The following is a 25,717-nucleotide window of genomic DNA, read 5'->3' on the forward strand; positions in this document are numbered from 1 at the left end:
ACAAGCCACATAGGTATTGTCCATTCTGTTATCGCAAATGTGCTCATAACAAAAATGCACATGCACCAAATCCGTCAGTACGGAGCTGGCGATTCCGTCGAGCTTGTGTGTGGTGCAAGACACTGCAGTGAGGCAATTCTGATTTCGAATGCCGCCTGTACCACCCGAAGGCGGTAGGACGATTCTAAGGGATCAGAGGTCTTCATTCATCGGTAGCGGATTCAATCCCCCCATCGGCACAGCTTCCTTGGCGGCTTCTTGCTCGGGTGGTTGGGCGTTGTCGCCCTCGCTCTTGGCTGCATCGATAGGCGTCATCGCACGCAAGAAATTGTCCGGTATCGAGCCGGGGAAAGTGATTTCGTTTTCGTTTTTCCGGTAATTTGTGAAGTTAAGCGTGCCGTTGCGCAAACCATCCCACACATCAATCCCGCCAGCCTCCAACATGGCAGTCAGCGGTGCCACATACACCAGTACTCGTCCGACTATCCCGGCGGTATTCTTGACGTCATCCGTCGCCAATTTTCCCATACCGTATTTGACCGCTTCTTTTGCATTTTTAGATGTTGAAATAAACGGAATAGATTTAAACGAAATATTTTGATATCCGCCTTTTGACCCTTCACCCATTTCTTCCTCAAAAATTTTCTGGCTGTCGATATATCGCGACAATGCCGCATTGTATTGGTTGCCGTAAGTGTGCCCACCTTGGGTGAAAGACTTTTTCAACATCTCCAGTCCAGACGTCAAGGTGGTTTCCAAGGGCACATTGCCTTGGCCGTGAGCATGGGCGATTTGCCCCGGAAGGCCTTCGCGACTTTGCTTGGCTTTTTTGCCCGGCTTGGAGCTGTCGGTTCGCGTAAAGTCGGTGTTGGATTTCCAGCCTTCCATGGTTTCCATTACGGCTTTGTTTGCCGCTTCTAATAGTTCCGGGGTAATTTTCCCACCCTTCGCAGTCGTGGTCGCTAGTTCCCAAGATGCGCTGGAATAACTACCTTCGGCTTTGACATCTTTGAAAGAACGCGCATTTTCCTGATCTACGGTATGGCCGCGTTTGGCGTTCCAATCGGTAGTGAAATGCAGCCCTCTATATACTGCTACCGCACCCGGCGGCGCTTCGAACAATTCACCGAAAACGCGGAATAATTGACCCAAATCGGAGCTTAATTGATGTTGCGCCAGCCGAATTGCCCGTGCGCGCTCGTTCCCGTCCTCTATCGCCGAAGCATCCTGTAAGGCGTTATATTTATTCCAAGCCAAATCCAGCAGACGATCCATGCCGTTTTTTAAAGCCACGTCCTTCACTTTCTTTGCGGCGGACTGCCATTTACGCAAACGAGTTACGACCGGCATCGGGTTGCTGGCAATCATGATCAAACGCATCCCGCCGACTGACGCTACCCACAACGTATGCTGCTCACCGCGAGCTTCGAATTGCTCGCCTTGTCGCTTACCGATGCCATCGGCAATATTGTCATCTTTTTTTTCAGAAGTGCTGTTAAGCGGCTCGTCTTCTTCCACCCGTTGCACTGCCGGCGCATTCATCATCGTGCTCATGGCTTTGAGCTGTGTGGAACGCGCGCTGTTTTGTGCCATCTGTTGAAAGGTGTTGAGCTGATGGCTTTGAGTGCTGTTGTTGGCGGTGTCTTGTAGCTGGCGCTGTGCGGTGGCTTGCGGGCGAAGGTCAGACAATTCGCTTTGAGCAGCACTCGAATTTCTTTGCTGGTGTTGCGTTGCCAATTGGCTGCTGCGTTGCGCAGGTTGTGCTGCCTCGGTTTTCGCTTGCTGCATCGTTGCGGCTGAACTCATGACTCGCCTCGCGTGTGGGAAATGCCATCAGAGAAGAAGTAACTATACTAGCGATAAAACTTAAATAAATGCAAAGAATATTAAAAGGGTAAATATCGCATGATGCGATTGGCATAGAGCAGTTAGGAATTTGCGCGTTGAAACCGTAAAATCATCTGGCAAATAGCGCTGATTGATTTGCGTATGCTAGTGGAGTTTTTAGTAATTCGGAAGAAGTAAATCACTTTCTTTGTCGACCAAAATGGCTTTGTAGCGCCCTCAAAAAACACGTAAGACTCTGCTGTGCATGCGATTAAATTGTCGGATACATACGCCATTGAGTTGCCGCATTCCCGCCTGCAGATTCGCGTCCGGTGTTTTAATCAGAAGGTGATAATGATTGCCCATCAGGCAGTAAGCATGACAAAGCCAAAGAAATTCTTCTATGCAGCTTGTCAGAAAATTAAGAAACCACTACTTATCCTCATCATCAAGATAAATCGCACCCCGCGCATTACCGCCCAAGGTGAGGTGATAAATAGCTCCGGGGAAGCTTAAGCGTAATGGTTTGGAGTTGGGGAATGGTTTAGTTTAGAAATGTGTTATGTCAAGACTTGACCCTTTTTCCTTTTGTTTGTGTTTTTTTGGGAAATTAAGGGACTACGATTTTGGTGCCACCACCTAACTCCACTTGCTCATTATCCACTAGCGTTTCAGTACCTGCTATTACGGTGCATTTTATTATTGCGTCTTTATAAGGTAGCTCTTCTCCTGATTTATTTTTTGTAAGATCCATTGTTTGATCATAGGGAGTCCAGACATCTGCTTCATAGGACATGTTTTCAGGCGCTTTTCCACCGTTGTTCTTGAACAGATTGTGCACTTTGTTTTCAATTGATTTATGGTGGCCGTTTAAGCTAGGTGTCCCTGGTACCAAATTTCCATCCAGTGCATTTGCTGAACCACCCCAGTTTGCATTTACCACATGTAGACCTGTTGCATTGTTACCGTTACTTTGGTTCTTGAGCAGCCCCACCCAACCATGGTTATGCACAGTATGCGAACCTATCGAGTTTGGATCCATAATTTCGCCCTTCTTCCAAGAGACTTTAGCACCGGTGCTTTCGATCCATTTGTGGGTACCTTTTGGGTGTTTTAAAGTTATTTCTGCCGGAGTAGGGTCATAACTATATTTTTGTATTAGCACATTGCTTTCCCCCTTCGCTGGGTTAAGAGCTTTATTCTGTGCATTTACGTCTATTGAAGAACTATTTTTAGGCTCTTTTTGCTGGATGGGTTGCGATGGCGACGAGGTCAGTTCTGACATTTCAACATTCCCCTCCTTCCTCATCTGCACAGCCCCCAACCCCAAGGCCTTCGCCCCCATCACATCCGCCTCGGCCTCTAACCCCGCGTCATCGTTTACCGGCACTCCGACTTTCATCTGCATCGTCGGCTGCACGCGCCCCTGCGCCTGCTGCACCACATGCCAAGCCTCGTGCGGCAGATGCTGTTCCTGCCCCGGTGCTACATGAATCTCACTGCCTTGCGCGTAGGCATGGGCATTCAATTGGGCGGGTTGTGCGGAATTGTAGTGGACCTTGACGTGATCCATGCTCATGCCGGACATTGATTCAATACCGGATTTGAGATTGTCGGGTAGGCCGGTGTTATTTGGTTGAGGCGCTTCGGCAGCATCTGCTGCTTCACGCTGGGCTGTTTCTCCCGCCGATTTGGCTTGCAGCGGCTCATCGTCTTCTTCCACCCGTTGCACAGCAGGCGCATTCATCATTGTGCTCATGGCTTTGAGCTGTGTGGCGCGAGCGCTGTTTTGCGCCATCTGTTGAAAGGTGTTGAGCTGATGGCTTTGCGGGCTGTTGTTGGCGGTGTCTTGTAGCTGGCGCTGTGCGGTGGCTTGCGGGCGAAGGTCAGACAATTCGCTTTGAGCAGCACTCGAATTTCTTTGCTGGTGTTGCGTTGCCAATTGGCTGCTGCGTTGCGCAGGTTGTGCTGCCTCGGTTTTCGCTTGCTGCATCGTTGCGGATGAACTCATGACTCGCCTCGCGTAAGGGAAATGCCATCAGAAGGAGTGTCTATTCTAAAGGCAAAACCAATGGACTTATATCTGATTTAGTGAAAATTTAACAATGTCAAAAAATAAAATAAGAAACGTGCGCAGAGGAGGGTGGTTTTCCCCATGAATTAAAAGAGGACGACAACGCTAAGATTGAGATTGCTAACCTGCATCAAGAGATACCCGCAAAAAATAAGGCTTGCAGACTAAAAACACGCCACAAGCCGCATAGATATTGGGGGGCGTACCGGGCACGTCAAAATCGAAGAATGAATTAGTAAAAATTGAAGATGCCCGGCAAAGTGGTATCCGCAGCGCATCCTGCGAAGGTCGCTTATTAACCCTCGATTGGGAATGCAAGTGCCGGTCCAATGTGTGCGATTGGATGGAACGATAGCGCTTTGGTGACGATCAGCCCTGATATTTCAAGGCTCAGATAGCCGCACTCATTTTCGTTGCCGCATATTGAGCACGCACGCAATTCTCGGGCGGTTGTATCGTTGCAAAATCACAGGGTAGAGATTCAGTAAGATATTTAAACCAAACAGCCACATTGATTTCATCAAACCAAATCGCATCGCGACAACAATGTTAAAGGCCAGCACGATAAAGAAAATAATGAAGTGACCGAGTTCTGATTTCTTAGTCTGATGGTACAAGACCACTAGAGCCGAGGCGTTTTTTTCGACAGGCGTCGATTTTCTGATGACCTTTTCCCATCCAATTAACACCAGCATTTTTCTGAAAAAATTGATGTCAAGATATTCGTAAATTTTCCCTCTTCGTTCCCAGGTTTTTTCATCAAAGTAAGACGATTGAAGCGGGCTCTTCATTATCTCGATAAGAGCGGAAACCCAGATCATTAACAGAAAATTCAGAGCCCATGCAAATGCAAAACTATCCAGACGTATGAAATAAGCCAGCGCCAAAGTAGAGACGATTGCCGCGAGGCTGATAGAAATGAATGCCAAAAATTTTTTCATTGCATGTCGTCGCCGAAGTTTTAAAAATAGCTTTCCGCGCCTTACCGCTGGCGCAAGAAGTCATTTGTTGAACATGATGATGCATCTGCACAGCGAAAGATAATGCCGTATTTCAGTTTGAATATCCACCGGCAGATGAATGAAAACGCGCGGCTTGAAATTACCAAAACGCCGATGATGCATTGTGTATGGTGCCACCTGCGGCAGGTATACACGCTACGCTTGCTGTGATAACGATCCCCCAATAAAAATGCGGCTTGCAGGCCGAAAACACGCCACAAGCCGCATAAATATTAGGTGGTTTTTACGATGAACACCAATGGTGAAAAAAGAACGGCTTAAAAAATGACGATATCCGGTGAAACGGTGTGCATTGCGCATCCTACGGTGATACGCACGCTACGCTTGCTTGAAAGAAGATTTGAACGATAAATCGTTAAGGTAATTTACAGCGCGGGTTGCACCCGCCCTACATGGCTTATTTCCGCGTGGGCACAACAACCGTGCCCATCCTAAATGGCCTTGATCTTATACGCTTCGTCTCTAGCAGCTTGAAGTATTTGTTCGCAAATTTGATCCATCATCTCAATTATGAATTCGAATAAATCAGACACATCTTGAGGTTCTATGTCAATGTATTGTCCATGTGCGATGGCGTTGCGCTTATCTACTAATTTTGTATTAATGAGTTTAGCTTTTAGTTCGTATGGGTGCCAAGATAATCCAATTGATTCGAAAATTTCTTGAAAAACATAAAACCATAAATTATCTCTAGTATTGATTATGTTTTTGTAGGGTAGAAAACTACGTGTCGCCCCTTTTTCCAGCATGAATTTAATAAACTCCCTATCTGCTGCCGGGCCAGAAAGTGATTTTTCAATTGTGTGTTTTCTTGCTGCCATCGCTAAGAAAACAGGTAATAGTGAATTATGTGGCAATCCTTGGTAAGAAACAAATTGCAAGTAGAAGCTAGTCGTCTTTTTTACAAAGCCTTCCCAATGTGCATATATCATTGTTACGCAAGGTCTCAATAACGCAAGCGAATCCTCATTCACCCGTCCGCGAGATATGGGATTTGGAAGTAATTTTTTTTTGAGTGTACTGATTTCCCTAATTCTCCAAACTCGTTCCTCTGATAGCGCTTCTTGAAGATCAGTAACCGTTCTGAATTGCTTGCTCATTTCTTAAAATGAATCTTTCCGAGTGCGATCAATCTTGGTATGCGAATCTTAGCATTTGAACCCGATCCCATATTGTTCAAAAAATCCGGAAGTTCCCATAACGATTCAATTTTTTCTTTAATGAGTTCAATATCTTTTGAATTACTCAAGTCGTAGTCGGATAAGTTGCTACCTAATCCAATTGTGATCGGTTCAAATGCAGAATCCAAGAATCTTCCAGTATGTTTCTGTCCTTGAAATCGTCGGAAGCTTGACTCTCCCAAAGCGGCATTCAGTAAATCGAAAAGCTTTTTAAAATTTTCAAATTCGGTATTGTTAGCTATATTCGCAACATTAAAAAGATCTTGAACGCAATCGTTTAAGAAATCTGTAACGTCTCTTCCTTGAAGTTCATATCTCATTAGACCTAGATATTTGAGCGCTAATTCCATGTCATAGCGCTCATCTAATGCTCGATCAGTTAATGGGATACAGTTTTGAAATGATTCTAGCTTTGATAGACTTTCTAACCAAACTAACCACTCTTCTCTCAACATAACAAGTACACAATTCCTTACTTCTTGAGGAGAGAGAAATGTTCCACCAGTATTTAGCCTTTCGAACACTTCGAATTTCGCATTTACGTCAGATTCTTTCTGAATAATCTCGACTTTAATTTTTGAGCGTTTGAAATCTAGCTGCAACGATCGCGGAATCGCACTATCGACAGTCGGCTCGTCTTCCCATTCGACGTCTTGGAAACTAGGGAGCAGTTTGGTTGCCTTCAATTTGAGTTTCGGCATTATGATGGCTTTGCCATCGGAGGTAAGTTGATTTTCGTCTCTTAATTTTCCAACAAATTCAAGAATCGTTGATATTCTTTGAAGACCATCCACTAGCTCCCAAACACCATCTTCCCGTTGATAGACAAAAATTGCTGGGGTTGGGATTCCAAGAAATATTGATTCTATTAATCTGGATTTTTGAAAATCTGTCCATCTGAAGTAACGTTGGAATTTTGGATTAATGATAATTTCTCTATTTTCGTATAGATTTATAATTTCGCCGATGGACATAGGATATCCGTCAGTTTTAAATTCTTTTACGCGCTCTTTTAATTCGTCAATAAGTTTCATTATCTATCTCTTCAATTTCGGTTGCAACAGCACAAATTTAATGCTTCGGATTAGATTTTAGTTACATCAAAAAAAGCGATTTTCGTTTCTTGGGGCCTTATATTTACTCTGAATAATATTCAATTGATGACTACTAATAATATCTAATTTTGTGGAAAAAAATGAATCCGAAAGACCTATGGAATCAATTATTAAACTACTTCCCCCACGAATCCTTCAAAGTAGTCACCCGATTAAACACCGGTTTCCCCACGACAGAATCCACCCTATCCGCAACAAAATAGCCGTGACGTTCAAACTGCAAACGCGTATCGGGCGTCACGTCTTTCATGCCGGGTTCTACATAGGCTTTGACGATTTCTAATGCGTTGGGATTGAGCAGTGCCATGAAATCTTTGCCACCTGCATCTGGGTTGGCATCGGTGAAGAGGCGGTCGTACAGGCGCACTTCGGCTTCTAAGGCGTCGGCGGCGTTGACCCAGTGGATGTTGCCTTTGACTTTGTAATTCGCGCTGCCTTCGGTGCCGGATTTGCTGTCGGCGAAGTAGTTGCAATGTACGGCAATCACATTACCGTTGTCATCTTTATCGCAACCGGTGCATTCAACGACGTAGCCATAACGCAGGCGCACTTTGTTGCCGGGGAACAGGCGGAAGTAACCTTTGACGGGTTCTTCCATGAAGTCTTCCTGTTCTATCCACAGTTCTTTGCCGATGGTGAACTCGCGGTTGCCGCGTTCCGGGTGGTGCGGGTGAACGGGTGCTGTACAGGCGACGTTCTCGCTCATTTCTCCCACCATAGGGAAATTGTCGATGATCAGTTTCAACGGGCGCAGCACGGCGGTGGCGCGTGGTGCTTTCGGGTCGAGGTCTTCACGCAGACAGCCTTCGAGTGTGCTGTAATCGATCCAGCCATCAGAGCGGGTGACGCCTATGCGTTCGCAGAAAAGCTGGATGGATTCTGGTGTGTAGCCACGGCGACGGATGCCGACGATGGTGGGCATGCGCGGGTCGTCCCAACCGCTGACGATGTTTTGTTCTACCAGTTGACGCAGTTTGCGTTTGCTGGTGACGACGTAGGTTAAGTTCAGGCGCGCAAATTCGTATTGGCGTGGCACGGGTTGTTTGAAGAAACCGCCTTCGGCTGCGCGGGCGATGATCCAGTCGTAGAACGGGCGGTGATCCTGAAATTCCAAAGTACAAATCGAGTGCGTGATGTTTTCTATCGCGTCTTCGAGCGGATGGGCGTAGTCGTACATCGGGTAGATGCACCATTTGTCGCCGGTATTGTGATGATGTGCGTGACGAATGCGGTAGATCGCCGGGTCGCGCATATTCATGTTGGGTGACGCCATGTCGATTTTGGCGCGCAGGATGTGGGCGCCATCAGCAAATTCACCAGCTTTCATGCGGCGGAATAAATCCAACGATTCGCTGGCCGTGCGATCGCGGAAAGGCGAGTTCACGCCAGGCCGAGAGAAATCACCACGATTGGCCGCCATGTCTTCAGGGCTTTGGCTATCGACGTAGGCATGACCGGCATTGATCAGATATTCGGCAATCGCGTAGAAAGTGTCGAAATAATTGCTGGCGTAATACAGGTGATTGCCGCCGCCGTTTTGTGCTGAGGCTTGCCAGTCGAACCCCAACCATTTGACGCTGTCCATGATGGTGTCGACGTATTCCTGATCTTCTTTCTCAGGGTTGGTGTCGTCGAAGCGCAGATGGCATACGCCGTTGTAATCGCGGGCTAAGCCGAAGTTGAGGCAGATCGATTTGGCGTGGCCGATGTGCAGATAGCCATTCGGCTCTGGCGGGAAGCGGGTGATAACTGTTGGCATGCCATCACGCTTGTATGTGCCTGCGGCATTGTCGTTATCGATAATGGCGCGTAAAAAATTGGAAACGGGTGCGGCGGTTTCTGCTGCTGCCTTATTTTTGTTGTCGTTGCTCATAAATTAAACCGATAAAAAATAGATGTTTGAAACGAGACTGAGTCGCTGGTTCGTTATGCGGCAGGCAGATGGCAGGCAGGTCTCTGGCAAATTGCTTTGCGCAGGTGGTGTGCAAGGGACGCCCAACCTGATCTGTGCTCGTGAGCGAACGTGCGCTTCAGTGCTTCCATAATGGGATGACAAGCATTTTACCGTAGCGCAGCACAGAAAGCGCATTTGTTTGGCGGCTGTTTGTTGTGCGGATGCTGGCGCTTGGCGTGAGCGTCATTGTCTGGCGTACCACGCATAAAAGACTGATGCAGGATGGATGCTGAAACTGAGCAGAGCCGGGTGGCGTTGTACCCGCCCGGAGGCAACACTGACGCATCAGTCTTTTTTGTATTCGACGCGGTTTCTGCCATTGTGTTTGGCCATATACAGCGCGTTATCTGCGCGCCGTATCATTTCTGAGATATTGTCGGGATGATGGTGGGCGGCGACACCAAAACTGGCAGTGCGTTTGCCTATGGTTTCGAATTCGTAGGCTTCTATTGCGGCCCGCAGTTCTTCAGCAACAGCAATTGCGTCTTCGGCGGTAGTTTCGCGGAAGATGACGATGAATTCTTCGCCGCCCCAGCGGCCCACGGCATCACTACTGCGCACGTTTTTTTGCAGAATTTTACCGATGCTGATCAGCACCTGATCGCCGACCTGATGGCCGTAGGTATCGTTGACTGACTTGAATTTATCGACATCAATAATGGTCAGCGCAAAATCGCTGCCGTAACGCTGGCTGCGCAGATGTTCTTCATCAAGGATGGTTTCTAGCTTGAAGCGGTTGTATAAACCCGTCAGGCGGTCGGTATTGGATAGATATTCGAGATCCTGATTTTTCAGTTCAAGCTGGCGGGTACGTTCGCCGACCAGTTTTTCCAGATTGGTATTGACCTCGAGCATTTCATCGTGGCTGCGCTGAATTTCAGACGCCATTTTATTAAAGCCATCTTCGAGTTCCTGAATCTCCCCGCCGGAATTGGCGAGGATGCGGGTGCTGAATTCGCCTTGTGCCATGCGGTGCACGCCGTCGATCAGGCGTGACAGCGGGCGTGTCAGATCATTACTCATGCGCAGCGCCAGTACGGATGCAAAAGCGGTGCCTATGATGCCGATCAGCAGGCTGACAATCGCAAACAGGTTTTTACTGCGCTGGCTGGATGCGGTACTGAGTTCCAGATAAACGTAGCCCAGCAACTTGGCTTTTTCTGCCCTTTCTTTGGTTGTGCTGTCGAATAAATCAAATGCATCACCTTCGGTATTGCCCTGATAAATCGGGGCACCAAAAATCAGACTGCCTTTGCCTTTGGAGATGCGGCCTTCCATGGCGGCACGCTGGTGGTCGGCGGTGAGTACATCGGGTTTGCCGCTGATGGCAAGGATGTGTCTTTCAGTATCAGTAATAATCACCGCTTGCGAATCATCTTCTTTCATGATCGCTTGCGCCATCGATTGTAAGACTTCGCGATTGCCGGAGAACACGCCGTATTCGCAAGCAGGGGCGAGATGACGTGTGATCAGGGCGCCGCGTGCTTTGAGCGCACCATCAATTTCAGTAATACCGACCACAACGACCAACACCGTCAGTAAGATCATGATGGCCCATACCGGCACCAGGGCGATAAACAGTATGCGTTTTGATAGCTGCCAGTTTTTCATTGTGCCAGCTCCGACGTCAGCCTGAGATGGCGTTGGATTTCAATGTCGGAATCGATGCTGAGACCCAGCGAGCGAGCCACTTGCGGATTCGTATTTACTGAAAAATAGCGTGGATATTGTGGCGCAGGCAGGCTGCTGGCCGAGGATAGATTGCTGATGATTTCTGCAACCTGCTGGCTGATCTGGGCAGGAGTGCTATACACGGCGGCCAGTGCACCGGCCTTGACATAGGAGGCGGAAAAGCCGAATAAAGGTACTTGCTGCCGGTAGCTGGTCAATAAAATGCTGGAAATATTATTACGGTTATAGATCTGTGCATCTGGCACGGCCAGTATCACATTGCTGTTGCTTAATAGCCTGCGCAGTGCGTTCAGCAATTCTGCATCGTCGGTGACGGATTCGATATTCACTGCCAGATCGACTTCTTTTGCTGCACTTTGCAGGGCGGAAATGTAGTCGCTCGACTCTCTGCCCAGCAGAATGCCGACTTTGGATCGGGGCGGCATGGTAGCGCGTATCAGCCGTAATTGCCTGCTCCATGACTGATCCATATATACCGCTGAAAACCGGCGCTGATCCTGGCTGCGGTTGTATTGCTTTGCTGTTTTGATGAAGGTTGCCCGTGGTACCAGTACGTTCAGTACGGGATTGGTGGCAGGCTTTTGCGCCATCGCCACCATGGCGGGCGTGCCAACGGCGATCACCAGCTGGTTGGCGGTGGCACGGCTGAACTCATCATTTGCCATATTTTTCAGCGAGAGCAGCCTGACTGAGGTTTTATTTGATGCCTGCAAAAGGCTGTTGAGGTGATTTGCAAATTCTTCGTATGCGCTACCTTCATCACTCAGGACGATAGTGATGTTATCCAGCGTGTACGCCGACGCAGTGATGCCTGAGAACAGCATGAGTGCCCACCCGAGTAGGCAGGCGTAGCACTTGCGGCGCAAATCCCTGCTGATCAGTCGGCGTAAGCGTCCCATGATTTAAAAGTCGACCTTTAGTTTCATTCTGGTTAAGCGGCCAGGAAATTCGTTGTCGTGGCGATATTCAAAGTAATGTGCGTTCGCAATGTTCTGTACGATCAATGCAAGCTCGGCCTGATTGCCTGCCATTTTGAATTGGTAGGCCAGACGCCCATCAAAACGGCGATTGCCATCGACGTAATAACCACGATTCATGACGGGATTGAAATCGGTCGCATTGAATTTTGTTTTCGCTACCTGATAGGCGACCAGGCTGCCTTGCCATTGCTCATTAAATTTATGGCTGATTAACAGGCTGTGGCTGTATTTGGGTAATGAGTCGCTATAAATCACGCCGTTGACGTTGTCACTTTTGACGGTGCCTCCTGATAATCCATAAATAATACGGGTCGCGTCACCCAGCGGTGCTTTGACTTGCAATTCATAGCCACGCATTAATGCGCGACCGGCATTCAGGTCGCCGCTTATCGCAGATTTTTCTTTGCGGACATCGATCAGCTCATTGTAGTCGTCATAAAAAATGCGGAAATCGACATCGGCTTTGGCGATTTTTCCCATGTAGCCAATTTCGGTTGATTTGACGCGTTCCGTTTGCAGTGGTGGCAAGCTGGGGTACATATCGGCACCGCGCCAGTAGCCCTCATAGATCTTTTCATATACGGAAGGAGAGCGGGTGGCACGTGAATGACTGATTCTGAATGTGTGATCGGGAGAGACATGCCAGTTAAGTGCAATCCTTGGCGTGACGTCGCTGCCGGTGTAGGTATTGTGTTCTGCCATCGCCCCGGCATTCAACACCAGATCAGGACGGACTCGCCATTCCAGATTACCGAATAATCTTTGCAGATGGTAAGGAAAATCGCCGTAAAGGTACTGGTTATCACCGACTCCCAGATAATACGGTGCATAGGTATTGTCGTAGCGCACGCTGCCGCCCCAGACCAGACGGGTATTTTTAAACGGTGAAAAGGTGTGTTGCGCTTCCAGATCAAAACGGCTGAATCTCGCATCGCCATCACTGATGCCATCGGAATCGATCAACCTCGCATTGACTCTTTCCTGAGTATGAAACGCTTTCACCGAAAACTCGCCGCCTGATTCAAGCGCACGGCGCCAGTAGAGCATTTCAAAATGATTTTCAGCCCGGCGCGTGACTGCGGCGACGTTGTCATATTCGCCGACTTCGCGCGGGCCGCCATTGTAGCCAAACTGAAATTCCAGCGTGTCGCTGGCGTTGATCTGGTAATCTGTGCGCAGATTGAAAATCTGCATCGTCTTGTTATCGTATTTGTTCAGTGTCCAGAATTTATCCTGCGAGGTCGGATGCTGGATCAATGCATTTTCCCCATCATCTTTGCGTATGCTTGCCGTCATACGGTAGCTGAGATCACCACTTTTTGCACCATAACGGAATACGCCTTCTGAGCGGCTGTTGCCGTATGAAAATGAGACCGATGCACCGCGGGATTCTGCCGCATGCAGGGTGATGATATTGATGACGCCGAGATAAGAATTTGCGCCATAGCTGGCTGAATCCGGGCCGCGTATCACTTCTATGCGTTCAATATCTGCCAGTACTATCGGCAAATCGCTCCAGTTAACGCCACCAAACAAGCCTGAGTAGACCGAGCGGCCATCAATCAGTACTTGCATGCGATCAGATGTCGTCGTTGTCACCATGCCGTGATAGGCAACGGTACTGTCTGCAGAAAAATAAGGATCAGCATGGTATGCCACGTACATGCCGGGAACCAGCCGGAAGATTTCGGACAGATCCCAGGCACCGGAATCTTTGATCATTTGCTTATCAATGACGGTGACCGCCGCAGGTGCTTCGTTGATGGGTTGAGACAAGCGTGACGCGGACAAAACGACGGGAATATCATCCAGAAAAAGAGATTCGCCTCTTTCCGCCGATTCTTCTACAAATCCGGCTTGCGCGTTCAGGTAAGGAGCAAATAGCAATACTGCAAATAAACGTCTGTATTTGCGGCTTGATACGCGACGCGAAAATACAGCATCTGGCATGCTAAAAACGGTTGGCAAAATAGGCTCCGGAAGGCGTCAATACTTGATTTGAGCTTAACACAGCACTTACGTGCCGCTGTCGTACCAATGCAACTTTGCGGGTAATCTGCCGGTGTTTTTTCGTAAAACTCAGCGACGGTCTTTCTTGCGGGAAAAATTCTTTGCTTCTTCTACAAAAAAAATGTCTGATCGGATATGGTTTCGTCATAAACATATGCATTCTGATACTTATTTGTCGTGCGTAAAGTTGATGTGCAGAACTGGGCTCGCGGTAGAATAGCGGGATGACTACAGAATTAACACTTTCTCCAGAAGCGAACGCTCAAGCAACATCCGCTGCGCCGTCCGATCCAAAATTTGTCCATTTACGTATCCACTCTGAATATTCGATTGTGGATGGTTTGGTGCGTATTGATGACGTGATTAAGGCCGCAGCCAAAGACATGCAGCCAGCAATGGCGATTACCGATCTGGCAAACTTATTTGCCATGGTTAAATTTTATAAGGCGGCCCGGGGCAAAGGGATTAAACCGATTGCCGGCTGTGATGCCTGGATTACCAATGAAACCGACCGTGAAAAACCATCACGTTTGATGTTGCTGGTCAAAAATCGCAAGGGTTATTTGCAACTTTGTGAATTGTTAGCGCAAGCCTGGCTGACGAATCAATACAAAGGCAGAGCGGAGATACGCTTTGAGTGGTTGCAGAAATTGTATGAGCAGGGTGAAGGCGGTGGGCTGATCGCCTTATCCGGTGCGCATTTTGGCGATGTTGGCGTGGCGATTGATAATGGCAATCTGGCATTGGCAGAAGAGCATGCGCGCCGTTGGGAAAGTATTTTCCCTGACCATTTCTATATCGAAATTCAACGTGCAGGCCAAGCCAACATGGAAAATCATGTGCGGCACGCGGTGGCGCTGGCAAAGAAATTACGTCTGCCGGTCGTGGCGACGCATCCGGTGCAGTTCCTGAGCAAAGACGACTACATGGCGCACGAAGCGCGGGTCTGTATCTCGGAAGGTGACATGCTGGCCAACGGTAAGCGTGTGCGTCGCTTCAACGACCAGCAATGCTTTAAGACGCAAGCAGAAATGCAGGCGCTGTTTGCCGATATGCCGGCGGTTTTGCAAAATTCCGTAGAAATTGCCAAACGCTGCAATCTGACGCTGGAACTCGGTAAACCTAAGTTGCCAGATTTTCCTACCCCTGATGGTATGGATATCAATGAGTTTCTGGTCCATGAGGCGAAGCGCGGGCTGGAATTCCGTCTGCAGCATCTGTTTCCGAACGAAGAGAAACGAGAGAAAGAGCGCGCCCGATATGAAGCGCGTTTGAAGTTTGAAACCGACACCATTATCAAGATGGGTTTTCCGGGTTACTTCCTGATTGTTGCTGACTTTATTCAATGGGCAAAAAATAATGGTGTGCCTGTTGGGCCGGGTCGTGGTTCTGGTGCCGGGTCACTGGTGGCGTATTCACTGCTGATTACCGATCTCGATCCGCTGCAATATAACTTGCTGTTCGAACGTTTCTTAAATCCTGAGCGGGTATCGATGCCCGACTTTGATATTGACTTCTGTCAGGAAGGCCGTGACCGCGTTATTCAATACGTGAAAGATCGCTACGGCAAGGAAGCGGTATCGCAGATCGCCACCTTCGGAACGATGGCGGCCAAAGGCGCAATTCGCGACGTCGGTCGTGTGCTGGATTTCGGCTATATGTTTTGTGATGGCGTCTCGAAACTGATTCCATTCAAACCGGGTAAGCAGGTCACGATTGCTGAGGCGATCATCGAAGAACCTTTGCTGGCAGAGCGTCAGGAAAACGAAGAGGAAGTCAAAACTCTGCTTGATCTGGCGCAGCAAGTCGAAGGCATTACCCGCAATATTGGTATGCATGCCGGTGGCGTGTTGATTGCGCCGGGCAAGCTGACGGATTTCTGCCCGCTCTATACGCAGGGCGGTGATTCCGGCGTGGTCTCGCAATACGATAAAGATGACGTCGAAGCCGTCGGTCTGGTGAAGTTCGACTTTTTGGGTTTGACGACACTCACGATTCTTGATCGTGCCGTACGCTATATCAAAATGCTGGATCCTTCGATGGCAGATTTTGATCTGGCGAAATTGCCATTGGATGACCGGGCGTCGTATGAATTACTGACCAAAGCGAAAACCGTCGCGGTATTCCAGCTTGAAAGCCGCGGCATGCAAGGCATGCTGAAAGATGCGCGCCCCGATCGCTTTGAAGACATTATTGCGCTGGTGGCTTTGTATCGCCCGGGTCCTATGGATCTGATTCCTGACTTCTGTAAGCGTAAGCACGGTGAAAAGTTTGACTATCCCGATCCGCGTACTGAGGGCATTTTGTCGGAAACCTACGGCATCATGGTGTATCAGGAACAGGTGATGCAGATGGCGCAGGTGGTTGGTGGCTACTCGTTGGGCGGTGCGGATTTACTGCGTCGTGCGATGGGTAAAAAGAAAGCCGAAGAGATGGCAGAACATCGCCAGATTTTCCGCGACGGTGCAGCCAAAGACGGCTTACCACAAGAAAAAGCCGACGAGATTTTCGACTTGATGGAAAAATTCGCGGGCTATGGTTTTAATAAATCCCATGCTGCCGCCTATGCGCTGTTGTCGTATCACACCGCGTACCTGAAAGCCCATCACCCGGCCGCGTTTATGGCAGCCAATATGTCGCTCGCGATGGATGATACCGATAAGGTCAAAATCCTGGTCGAAGACGCGATGGATATCTGCAAGCTGAAAATGCTGCCACCGGATATCAATCAATCGGATTACCGTTTTATGCCAGTCGGTGAACCCGGCAAGAAAGCGACGCAAATACGTTACGGCATGGGCGCGGTCAAAGGCTCGGGGCAGAATGCGATAGAAAATATCATGGCGGTGCGCGCCGCCGATGGTCCTTTCAAAGATTTGTTTGATTTCTGTAAACGGGTCGATAAACGTCAGGTCAATCGCCGCACGATAGAGTCGCTGATCCGCGCTGGTGCGATGGATTGCTTGGGGAAAGATCGTGCCGTGTTGTTAGCGACGGTATCACTGGCGATAGAGGCCGCGGATCAGGCAGAGGCTGCGGCAAATCAGGTCAGCCTGTTCGGGGACGATGATGATCTGATTCCACCGCCAGATTACATTGATGTTCCGGTCTGGTCTGATAAGAAACGGCTGACTGAAGAAAAGCTGGCGCTGGGATTTTATTTGTCTGGCCATTTGTTCGATTCGTATGCGCCGGAAGTGCGTCAGTTCATCAAGACGACGTTAGCGAAAGTAGAGCCTTCGCGTGATTTACGCCTGATCTGCGGCATCATTACCGGTGTCCGCACGCAGATGACGCAGCGTGGCAAGTTGCTGATCGTGACGCTGGATGACAGTACGGCCGTGGTCGAAGTCACTGTCTACAGCGAGATCATGGAAGAGTTCAAATCCTTGTTTAAGGAAGATGAATTTCTGGCAGTGCTGGGCAAAGTCTCTGAAGACCGCTTCTCAGGTGGCTTGCGGATTTCGGCAGAAAAAGTCATGGATATCGGTCGGGCAAGGGTGCAGTTTTCTCAGGGCTTACGTCTGACTTTACAAGCCAGCACCGATACCAAAAAACTGCAGGAATTGTTGAAGCCGCATCTGAACGCGGATGGCTGCCCGGTATTGATCAGCTATCAGAATGCGGAGGCGAGTGCCGAATTGTATTTATCTGATCAGTGGCGCGTGAATCCTGACGATAATTTACGTCTGAGTCTGGGCGAATGGTTGTCTCCGAAAAATGTCACGATCGAATACGCCTGATTTCATGCCGACTGATAATCTCCTTACCGCTGCTGCCAGTGTCATTCCAGCAGCACATCTGAGCGTGCCGCTGGAACGACACTGGCGTCAGCGATTGCCTGAGCAGATACTGATGTGTCTGCCGCTGACTCTGTTTTTTCCGGTCGGTGTGATGTATGCCGGTATCTTTTTTTTCTATCTCGCGCTGATCCTGTCGGGACAAGCATCACGCAAACTGGATAACATCCGGCAGAGCCCACTGTTGATGCCGGTGCTGCTGCTGACGGTAGTCAGTGTCGTCATCGCACTGACGCAACAGCGGCCAGCCGAGATGGGAAAAGAGTTCTGGCCCGCGCTGATGCATTATCAGACTTATCTGTTGCTGCTGCCGTTTCTGGCGCTTGATGCGGGAGACTGGCAGCGCAAAGCGATATCGGTTTTTTTTGCCGGTGCCGTGATGGCTTCAACCTTATTCGTTGCGAATTTCTTTCATGTATTGCCGGATAACACGCTGTTCCACAGCTATGTTTTGTATCAGGGTAATAAAGCCATTTTGCTCGGCGTCTTGTTAGCGATCGCGGCGGGCTGGATGCTGCATGAACTGCGTTTGCGACAAAATCATTATCTGTTGCGCATTCTGGCGTTGCTGTACGTGGTGGCGGCCTTGGTGTTGCTGTCAAAGACGCGCACCGCGAGCCTGATGTTTTTCCTGATGGGCGGCCTGATCTTGTTGCGCAATCTACGATGGAATTTACGCAGCCTGTTGTTACCGTTGGTATTGTTACTCACCATCGCAGCGTGCTTGAAATATGTCGCAGACTTGCCGCGTCCGGCGAATTGCGTTGTGAGTCAGGTGCAACTGCCACCGTGGGAGATCGCCAAATTACGCGCCGTTTGCACAATACAACAAGCGAACGATTTTGCGCATGGAAAAAAATCATCAGATGATGACGGCATGCGTGCTGAGATTTACCGGATTACTGCGGGCATGATTGCGGAAAAACCGTGGAGTGGACACGGCATTGCATCGTGGATGCCGAATTACCGCGAGCGCTCACAAGGTTTGAGCAGCAACGGCATGACGACGCCGCATAATGACTACTTGCTGTATGCAACAGAGTTAGGCATGGCGGGCGTTGCGGCCTTGCTGTGGATCTGGTTCAGTCAGTTCAGAATCGCCAGAAGAATGGCGCTCAGTAAAGATAATTCAACGAAAGACAAAGCTATGCTGCTGAGCATGTTAACCTTGGCGATGATGACAGGGGCGATGTTCAATGCGATTTTGCGCGATGCGGTGTTCGGTCTGGCATTCATGATTTTGCTGGCGATTCCACTAGCCGGTTTGCGTCAGAATATGCTCAGAGATAAAGCGAATCAGGCCTGAAGCAAATGGTGGCGGTTGCGTTGTGGCGATAGGCTTGAATGCACAAGTTGTGCAGGAACAGTTTTTATGGGGAATATTTCAGAATGAAAAAGCGATCCCCTATATCTGCTGCGCCTGACAGGTCAAAAATGCCTGAAAACCCGCATAAAATATAAGATATTATAAAAATATGAGTTTGATTAATAAAGAAACGATCACAGTATTTCAGCGGCTATGGATATCGGTACAGGCATATCGCTCGCGGATTTTGCTGGCATTGCTGACGATGCTGGGCACCGCGGCGACCGAGGTCATGTTTCCGAAAGTGCTGGGTTATCTGCTCGATCACGGCTTTAAAGGTGAACAATCGCATCTGGCTTTATGGAAAATTCCGGTCGCGATTATCGGTATTTTTCTGGTGCGCGGCTTGTGTACCTTTACGACCAGCTATCTGATGAGCTGGATTTCCACCAAATTGCTGAACGAATTACGCGCCAAAATTTTTGATCGCATACTGAACGTGCCGGTCAGTTTTTATCAGGCAGAATCCAGTAGCCGCATCATCAACACTATCATGTTTGAAGCGCAGCAGATTGTGGAAATGCTGAAAGTCTCGATGACGACACTGTTCCGCGATTCACTGACGGTGCTGGTGCTGTTGCTGGCTTTATTGTGGCGCAACTGGCAACTGACTATCGTCGCGTTGGTGCTGATACCGGTTATGGCGGTGCTGGTACGCGGCGTCAGCAAGCGCTTGCGTAAGCTGAATCAGAATCAGCTGAGTGTGAATAATGAACTGACGCAAGTGATAGAAGAGGCGACCCGTGCGAATCAGGTGATCCGCATTTTTGGTGGTCAGCAATACGAGCAACAGCGTTTTGAAGATAAAAATGAAAAACTCCGTGGCTATGCGATGCGTACCACGGTGGCGGTGGCTTCCACCACGCCGCTGACGCAGTTAGCAGCTGCTTTTGCTGTCGCTGTGGTGATTATGATCGCGGTGTCGCAGGCAGCTGCAAATCAGACCACAGCCGGTAATTTTGCAGAATTTTTCACCCTGATGCTGCTGTTACTGACGCCACTCAAACGTCTGGCGGATTTGAATGGCCCCATGCAGCGCGGGCTTGCCGCATCTGAATCGGTGTTTGGTCTGATTGATACTCCGCCGGAAACCGACAGTGGTGAAAATCTGATGGCGCGCGCGCAAGGAAAACTGGAATTCGTGGCGACCAGTTTTGCTTATCCCGGACAAGAACAGCGCGCGTTGAACGATATCAACCTCAGCATACAACCAGGCGAAACCATTGCGTTGGTCGGCATGTCGGGCGGTGGCAAGACTTCGCTGGTGAATCTGGTGCCGCGTTTTTATACGCCTGTGAGTGGCGATATTTTGCTGGATGGACGTTCACTGAGCGCAATCTCGCTCACCAGCCTGCGCCAGCAAATAGCGATGGTGAGTCAGAATGTGGTGTTGTTTGATGATACTGTCGCTGCCAATATTGCGTATGGTGATCCGCAGCCCGATCCGGCGCGCATTGCTGCTGCGGTACAGGCGGCACATCTGAATGATGTCGTGCGTGATTTGCCGGATGGCTTGAACACCACTATCGGTGATAACGGCAATCGCTTATCCGGCGGTCAGCGTCAGCGTCTCGCAATTGCCCGGGCAATCTATAAAGATGCGCCTATCCTGATTCTTGATGAAGCGACTTCTGCACTCGACAGCGAATCTGAGCGTGCTGTGCAGGAAGCACTGGATGAACTGATGCAAGGGCGGACGACGCTGGTGATTGCACACCGGCTTTCCACAATTGAGCGCGCGAGCCGGATTGTGGTGCTGGTGGACGGACGGATTGCTGAGACCGGTACGCATACAGAACTGTTGACCAGAGACGGCGTGTATGCAAACCTGTATCGTTTGCAATTTGCAGATTAAACCAGATAACACGGTTGCTGCATCAGCATTCTGAGCGTCTGAAGGTATTTGCGTATTGCTGGCATCAGTTTTGCGTAAACCCGATCAGTACTGTGTACTATGCTGTAGAACTTTTTTAATCCGGATGATGAGCTCTTTTTCATGGAACAAGTAGCACGATGATGCAATCAGTTTCACCACCAACGCCGCGATTACTGGTAATCGCTCCGAACTGGATAGGTGATGCAGTAATGGCGCAGCCATTGTTGCAACTACTCCGGCAGCAATATCCTCAGCATGCAATCGATGTGTTGGCACCGACATGGGTGGCACCGGTTCTGCGGGCGATGACTGAGGTTGACACTATATTGGAAACGCCGTTTAAACATGGCGCATTGCAATTACGTGAGCGATGGCGTTTTGCCCGCTTACTGTGCAGGCGTGGCTATGATGCGGCCTATGTGTTACCAAATACCCTGAAGTTCGCACTGCTGCCCTGGATGGCAGGAATAAAAAAGCGTGTCGGCTATAAAGGAGAAAGTCGTTACGGTCTGATCAATGTGATGCACTTTGACGATAAAGCGCATCCCCGACCTATGGTGACGTTTTATGCAGCACTGGCTTTTTCTCCGTCACCGCAGGCGCCGTTGAACTTGCCAAGGCCAACACTGACAGTCAGTGCTGCTCAACGCGCCGCAGCGTTGCAAAAGGCCGGTTTATCCGATGAAAAGCCTGTGATCTGCTTCGCCCCCGGTGCAGAATTTGGTTCCGCAAAACGATGGCCAGCCAGCCATTTTGCTACGCTGGCGAAATTAGTGCTTGCCAGTTATCCGCAAACGCAAGTCGTGTTATTGGGATCGCCTAAAGATGCATTGGTCTGTGATGAGATCGTGGCAGCTTGTTCACAAGTTCATCACCTGGCAGGTAAAACCTGTCTGGATGATGCGGTGGCGTTGATGTCAACGGCGGTCGCGATGGTGGGCAACGATTCAGGACTTTTACATATCGCCTCGGCGCTGAATCGCCCGGCTCTGGCCATTTATGGGCCGACCGATCCCGATCATGCTCCGCCATTTTCAGATATTGCGCATTCGTTTTCTCTGCGTCTCAAATGCGCCCCCTGCAAGCAGCGCGAATGCCCGTTGGGACATCATGATTGCATGCAAAAATTAAGTCCTGATCTGGTCTGGCCGCATTTACAGTCGATTATGAAGGCGACCTCAGGTCGTGTTTAAGGACTCGGGCGAGATGCAGCAAATCATGGATTTACTCGAACGTGCCGCTGGCAAGCCTTTGCCGGACTGGGACGTGTTACGTTCGTCGTATCAGTTACGTCAGTTCAGCAAAGGTGAAAACATCTTTGGTGCCGGAGAGTGGCAACCGTATGTCTATGTTGTCCGTTCCGGCATTGTGAAACTGACTTATCTCAGCGAAGGCGGCCAGGAGTGGATAAAGTCGTTTATCGGCGAGGCGGACTTTTTTGCCTGCCCGAATGTGTTGCTGGCTGGTTTGCGTACGGATTACTTTGCGACTGCGGTTGAGCAATGCGAGATTGAGCAGGTCGATTATTCGGAAATCAATAAGCTGATCGCGCTGCATCCGGACTGGCAGCGGGCGGTACGTCAGTTACTGGAATGGCATATCGTGCGTAAAGAGCAGCGCGAGCGTGAACTTTTGACGATGGCACCGGAAGAGCGTTATCAGTCGTTTTTAAAAAACTATCCTGCGATTGCATCCCGCATACAGTTGCGCGATGTTGCCCATTATCTGGGGGTGACGCCGGAAGCATTGAGCCGCATCCGTAAGCGTATCCAAACCTGATCGGATGTTGCTGTATGTACGGATTGCCGGCAACAGCATTTATGTGGCACTGATTTCCCGCACTGCCGTGGTTGTTTGAATTAAATTTAAGAGGAAGGGCGTTATGGCCGGAGGAAGTTTACTCGCACTGTTTGATGATATCGCGACGGTGCTGGATGATGTGGCGGCGATGACCAAAATTGCCGCAAAAAAGACTACCGGTGTACTGGGAGACGATCTTGCCCTGAATGCTGAGCAGGTCGCAGGGGTGCGCGCGAATCGTGAATTGCCGGTGGTCTGGGCGGTCGCGCTTGGTTCTATGAAAAATAAAGTGATACTGGTGCCGCTGGCGCTATTGCTGAATGCGCTCGCCCCTTGGGCGGTGACACCTTTGTTAATGCTGGGTGGCGCGTATTTATGTTTTGAGGGATTTGAAAAGCTGGCGCATAAGTATCTGCACAGCGTAGAAGAAGTCAGCAGCGAGCACGAGCAGTTACTGGCGGCCGTCGCCCATGATGACGCAAGCATCATGGCGTTTGAAAAAGAAAAAATCAAAGGTGCTGTGCGCACGGATTTTGTCCTGAGTGCCGAAATCATCATCATTACTCTGGGAACCGTAGCGTCTGCTCCGTTTTCCTCGCAAGTGACCGTATTAGCCATGATTGCAGTGATCATGACGATCGGTGTTTATGGTTTAGTGGCCGCGATAGTGAAACTGGACGATGTTGGTTTATATCTGAAGCGCAGAAATGCAACTGGCATCGTGCGGAGTTTGTTGCAAGTGACTGGAAATGGCTTATTGGCATTTGCGCCACGTCTGATGAAATTTCTGACGGTGATCGGCACTATCGCCATGTTCATGGTTGGCGGCGGCATACTCACGCATGGCATTCATGCGATGCATGATCTGATACAGAATGTCGCGCAAGGCGGAGCCGATCTGCCGCTGGTGGGCGGTGTGATAGCAGCGGTAGCCCCTTCGGTTCTGGATATGCTGTTTGGTATTGTTGCCGGTGCGCTTGTTTTGCTGGTTGTGAATGCAGCGGAAAAGCTCAGGCATCTATTCAGACGTAATGCCGCATAAGCAAGGACGGCTGTACACGAATAATTGTGGGCGTTGATCGAAAAAAAAAGAGGCAGGTTTTACCTGCCTCTTTTTTATCGGAAGTTATCTGACGGCGACTCCGTCGTTTTCAGGTTTCAAAAATATATTGTCCCGGTGCTGCTCCCAGATCCGCATCATTGCGCGGCTGCAGGGCTTTGATTTGCGTTGCCGATGAATGTCTGGCCAGCCATTGCTGCCAGTAAGTCCACCACGAGCCTTGTTCTGTTTTAGCTTCCTTCAGCCAGACATCCGGATCTTCATAGCTGGCGCCATGTCCCTTGCTTGGCATAAACTGATAGCTGCGATGGGCATGACCCGGCTCTGAAACAATGCCCGCATTATGACCGCCCGAGGCAAGTACAAAGTCGATGCTGGTATCCGTCAGCACATGAATTTTGTAAACAGAGCGCCAAGGTGAAACATGGTCTTTCACTGTTCCCACGACAAACATCGGTATTTGTATGTCTTTCAGTGCGACAGCGTGTTGGTGTACTTCGTAATGGCCTTTCGCCAGATCATTATGCAGGAACAGGTGTTTTAAGTATTCGCTGTGCATACGGTAGGGCATACGGGTTGTATCAGCATTCCATGACATCAGATCATTCGGCTTATTGCGCAGCCCTAACTGATAGTCGCGCATAATTTTTGACCAGATCAGATCGCGGGAATTCAGTAACTGGAACGAACCAGCCATTTGTTTGCCATCGAGATAGCCTTGTTTCCACATCAGGGCGTCCAGCATGGCTAACTGGCTTTCATCGATAAATAATCCGAGTTCGCCTGGTTCGCTGAAATCGGTCTGTGCCGCGAGCAAAGTAATGCTGCTGACCATGCTGGCGAATGGTTTTTCGCCATGAATTTTTTGCCCGGCCATCGCGGCAGCCCCGATTGCCAGCAGGGTGCCACCGAGACAGTAACCGACAGCATGCAACGGCTTTTTGCAAATGCTGTGAACTTCTTTTAATGCCGCAAATAAGCCGCTGTCGAGATAATCATCCATGCCGAGATCGCGATCGTCACGACCGGGGTTACGCCAGGAAATCATGAAGACGGTATGACCCTGCTCAACCAGAAAGCGCACCATGGAATTATGTGGTGACAGATCCAGAATGTAATATTTCATGATCCAGGAGGGAACAATGAAAATGGGTTCTGCATAAACCTTTGGCGTTTGCGGAGAATACTGAATCAGTTCAATCAGGTGGTTGCGGAACACGACTTTGCCCGGTGTGACGGCGACGTCCCGTCCCGGTTTGAATGGAGCTTGCTCCTCATCGTCTTCTTTATCTTCATTGGTCGGCAGTCTGACGCCAACGTCTTCCAACCAGTGCGTGAACCCGGACAGGATATTTTTACCGCCGCTCTGCTGCGTTGCTTCCAGAACTTCCGGATTAACCCAGGGAATATTCGACGGCGAGCTCATATCCAATAGCTGTCTGGCCATGAAGTTGACCACATCTTCATGATGCGCCGTGACGCCACGTATACCGGTCGTCGCGGTATTCCAAAAATCCTGTGTTTGCAGAAACGCTTTCGACATTGCGTTAAATGGCCATTGCGTCCAGCCGGTATGGGAAAAGCGTGTGTCCGATGTACTGGCCGGGACGCTGTACTTTATCGCCTCCGCCGTGCTAGTTGCCGGTGCTGCAGCGTTAGGACTGAGCGTTGCTGCACGCATAAACGCGGGCCATTCGGCGGCTTGCTTTTGCAGTAGTCCGACCAGTTCCATTTGCTTGCCCGGCGTGGTCGCCAGATGCATAGCCCAGTCAGCCCACGCCAGATTGACACTGGCAGGCGAAATCCCGCCTGTCAGTTTCGCGATGTGATTTTGCAGCGCCATATCCATAGGATTGACGGGGGCTTCTTCTCCGGTCAGATAACAAATCTGGTCGTGATGTTCCTTATTTGCGGGCAGGGATGTTATCGTATCCTGAAGGGGCTTATTTGTACTCATCTG

General features: G+C 49.6%; 18 protein-coding genes. 7 read left to right on the plus strand and 11 right to left on the minus strand.

Annotation, left to right across the window (positions count from 1 at the left end; translation table 11 throughout):
* Positions 1–192: 192 nt before the first annotated feature.
* Together H8K29_RS12695 and H8K29_RS18215 are read right to left on the minus strand one after the other, a co-directional pair.
* A complete protein-coding gene (locus H8K29_RS12695) occupies positions 193–1,806 on the minus strand; it encodes a hypothetical protein (RefSeq protein WP_186897887.1) in 1,614 nt (537 codons plus the stop codon).
* Between the two features lie 258 nt (positions 1,807–2,064).
* Complete coding sequence (locus H8K29_RS18215; protein ID WP_370527187.1) at positions 2,065–2,193, minus strand: hypothetical protein; 129 nt, start codon at positions 2,191–2,193, stop codon at positions 2,065–2,067.
* Here H8K29_RS18215 and H8K29_RS17775 point away from each other — a divergent pair.
* Positions 2,182–2,343, plus strand: a complete 162-nt coding sequence (locus tag H8K29_RS17775; protein ID WP_200180277.1) for a hypothetical protein — start codon at positions 2,182–2,184, stop codon at positions 2,341–2,343. The genes H8K29_RS18215 and H8K29_RS17775 overlap by 12 nt on opposite strands.
* A gap of 94 nt (positions 2,344–2,437) precedes the next feature.
* On the opposite strand, the gene H8K29_RS18000 is transcribed toward H8K29_RS17775, so the two are convergent.
* The 8 genes from H8K29_RS18000 to H8K29_RS12740 all read right to left on the minus strand — a co-directional run bounded on the left by H8K29_RS18000 (position 2,438) and on the right by H8K29_RS12740 (position 13,813).
* On the minus strand, positions 2,438–3,838 hold the full coding sequence (locus H8K29_RS18000) for a DUF4157 domain-containing protein (RefSeq protein WP_255423370.1): 1,401 nt from the start codon (positions 3,836–3,838) through the stop codon (positions 2,438–2,440).
* A gap of 467 nt (positions 3,839–4,305) precedes the next feature.
* Positions 4,306–4,842 (minus strand): hypothetical protein, encoded by a 537-nt coding sequence (locus H8K29_RS12710; protein WP_186897888.1) that lies wholly within the window; start codon positions 4,840–4,842, stop codon positions 4,306–4,308.
* A 512-nt stretch (positions 4,843–5,354) separates the two neighbouring features.
* Positions 5,355–6,023: an MAE_28990/MAE_18760 family HEPN-like nuclease gene (locus H8K29_RS12715; protein WP_186897889.1), complete on the minus strand. Its 669-nt coding sequence runs from the start codon at positions 6,021–6,023 to the stop codon at positions 5,355–5,357.
* The gene (locus H8K29_RS12720) at positions 6,020–7,138 is read right to left on the minus strand and encodes a DUF262 domain-containing protein (RefSeq protein WP_186897890.1); all 1,119 of its coding nucleotides are present in this window, start codon (positions 7,136–7,138) and stop codon (positions 6,020–6,022) included. The genes H8K29_RS12715 and H8K29_RS12720 overlap by 4 nt, the downstream gene beginning before the upstream one ends.
* A gap of 196 nt (positions 7,139–7,334) precedes the next feature.
* On the minus strand, positions 7,335–9,092 hold the full coding sequence (locus H8K29_RS12725) for a glutamine--tRNA ligase/YqeY domain fusion protein (protein WP_186897891.1): 1,758 nt from the start codon (positions 9,090–9,092) through the stop codon (positions 7,335–7,337).
* Between the two features lie 366 nt (positions 9,093–9,458).
* Positions 9,459–10,784: a GGDEF domain-containing protein gene (locus H8K29_RS12730; RefSeq protein ID WP_186897892.1), complete on the minus strand. Its 1,326-nt coding sequence runs from the start codon at positions 10,782–10,784 to the stop codon at positions 9,459–9,461.
* Positions 10,781–11,689 (minus strand): ABC transporter substrate-binding protein, encoded by a 909-nt coding sequence (locus H8K29_RS12735; protein ID WP_186897893.1) that lies wholly within the window; start codon positions 11,687–11,689, stop codon positions 10,781–10,783. Before H8K29_RS12735 ends, H8K29_RS12730 begins: the two co-directional genes overlap by 4 nt.
* Positions 11,690–11,767: 78 nt before the next feature.
* On the minus strand, positions 11,768–13,813 hold the full coding sequence (locus H8K29_RS12740; protein WP_186897894.1) for a TonB-dependent siderophore receptor: 2,046 nt from the start codon (positions 13,811–13,813) through the stop codon (positions 11,768–11,770).
* Positions 13,814–14,079: 266 nt separating this feature from the next.
* On the opposite strand from H8K29_RS12740, the gene dnaE reads away from it, so the two are divergent.
* The 6 genes from dnaE to H8K29_RS12770 all read left to right on the plus strand — a co-directional run bounded on the left by dnaE (position 14,080) and on the right by H8K29_RS12770 (position 23,739).
* Positions 14,080–17,598 carry a DNA polymerase III subunit alpha gene (gene dnaE / locus H8K29_RS12745; RefSeq protein ID WP_186897895.1) on the plus strand — a complete coding sequence of 1,173 codons (3,519 nt, stop codon included), beginning with the start codon at positions 14,080–14,082 and terminating at the stop codon, positions 17,596–17,598.
* A complete protein-coding gene (locus tag H8K29_RS12750) occupies positions 17,576–18,961 on the plus strand; it encodes an O-antigen ligase (protein ID WP_186897896.1) in 1,386 nt (461 codons plus the stop codon). The genes dnaE and H8K29_RS12750 overlap by 23 nt, the downstream gene beginning before the upstream one ends.
* 169 nt (positions 18,962–19,130) lie before the next feature.
* Positions 19,131–20,876 (plus strand): lipid A export permease/ATP-binding protein MsbA, encoded by a 1,746-nt coding sequence (gene msbA, locus H8K29_RS12755; RefSeq protein WP_186897897.1) that lies wholly within the window; start codon positions 19,131–19,133, stop codon positions 20,874–20,876.
* Between the two features lie 158 nt (positions 20,877–21,034).
* Entirely contained in the window at positions 21,035–22,090 is a 1,056-nt protein-coding gene (gene waaF / locus H8K29_RS12760; protein ID WP_186897898.1) for a lipopolysaccharide heptosyltransferase II, read from the plus strand.
* A gap of 25 nt (positions 22,091–22,115) precedes the next feature.
* On the plus strand, positions 22,116–22,676 hold the full coding sequence (locus H8K29_RS12765) for a Crp/Fnr family transcriptional regulator (protein ID WP_186897899.1): 561 nt from the start codon (positions 22,116–22,118) through the stop codon (positions 22,674–22,676).
* Between the two features lie 103 nt (positions 22,677–22,779).
* Positions 22,780–23,739, plus strand: a complete 960-nt coding sequence (locus tag H8K29_RS12770; protein WP_186897900.1) for a DUF808 domain-containing protein — start codon at positions 22,780–22,782, stop codon at positions 23,737–23,739.
* A gap of 109 nt (positions 23,740–23,848) precedes the next feature.
* Here the strand turns inward: H8K29_RS12770 and H8K29_RS12775 are convergent, their stop codons facing one another.
* A complete protein-coding gene (locus tag H8K29_RS12775; RefSeq protein ID WP_186897901.1) occupies positions 23,849–25,714 on the minus strand; it encodes an alpha/beta hydrolase in 1,866 nt (621 codons plus the stop codon).
* Positions 25,715–25,717 lie beyond the last annotated feature (3 nt).

Source organism: Undibacterium sp. CY21W (assembly GCF_014284265.1).
GTDB classification, from domain to species: Bacteria; Pseudomonadota; Gammaproteobacteria; order Burkholderiales; family Burkholderiaceae_D; genus Undibacterium; species Undibacterium aquatile.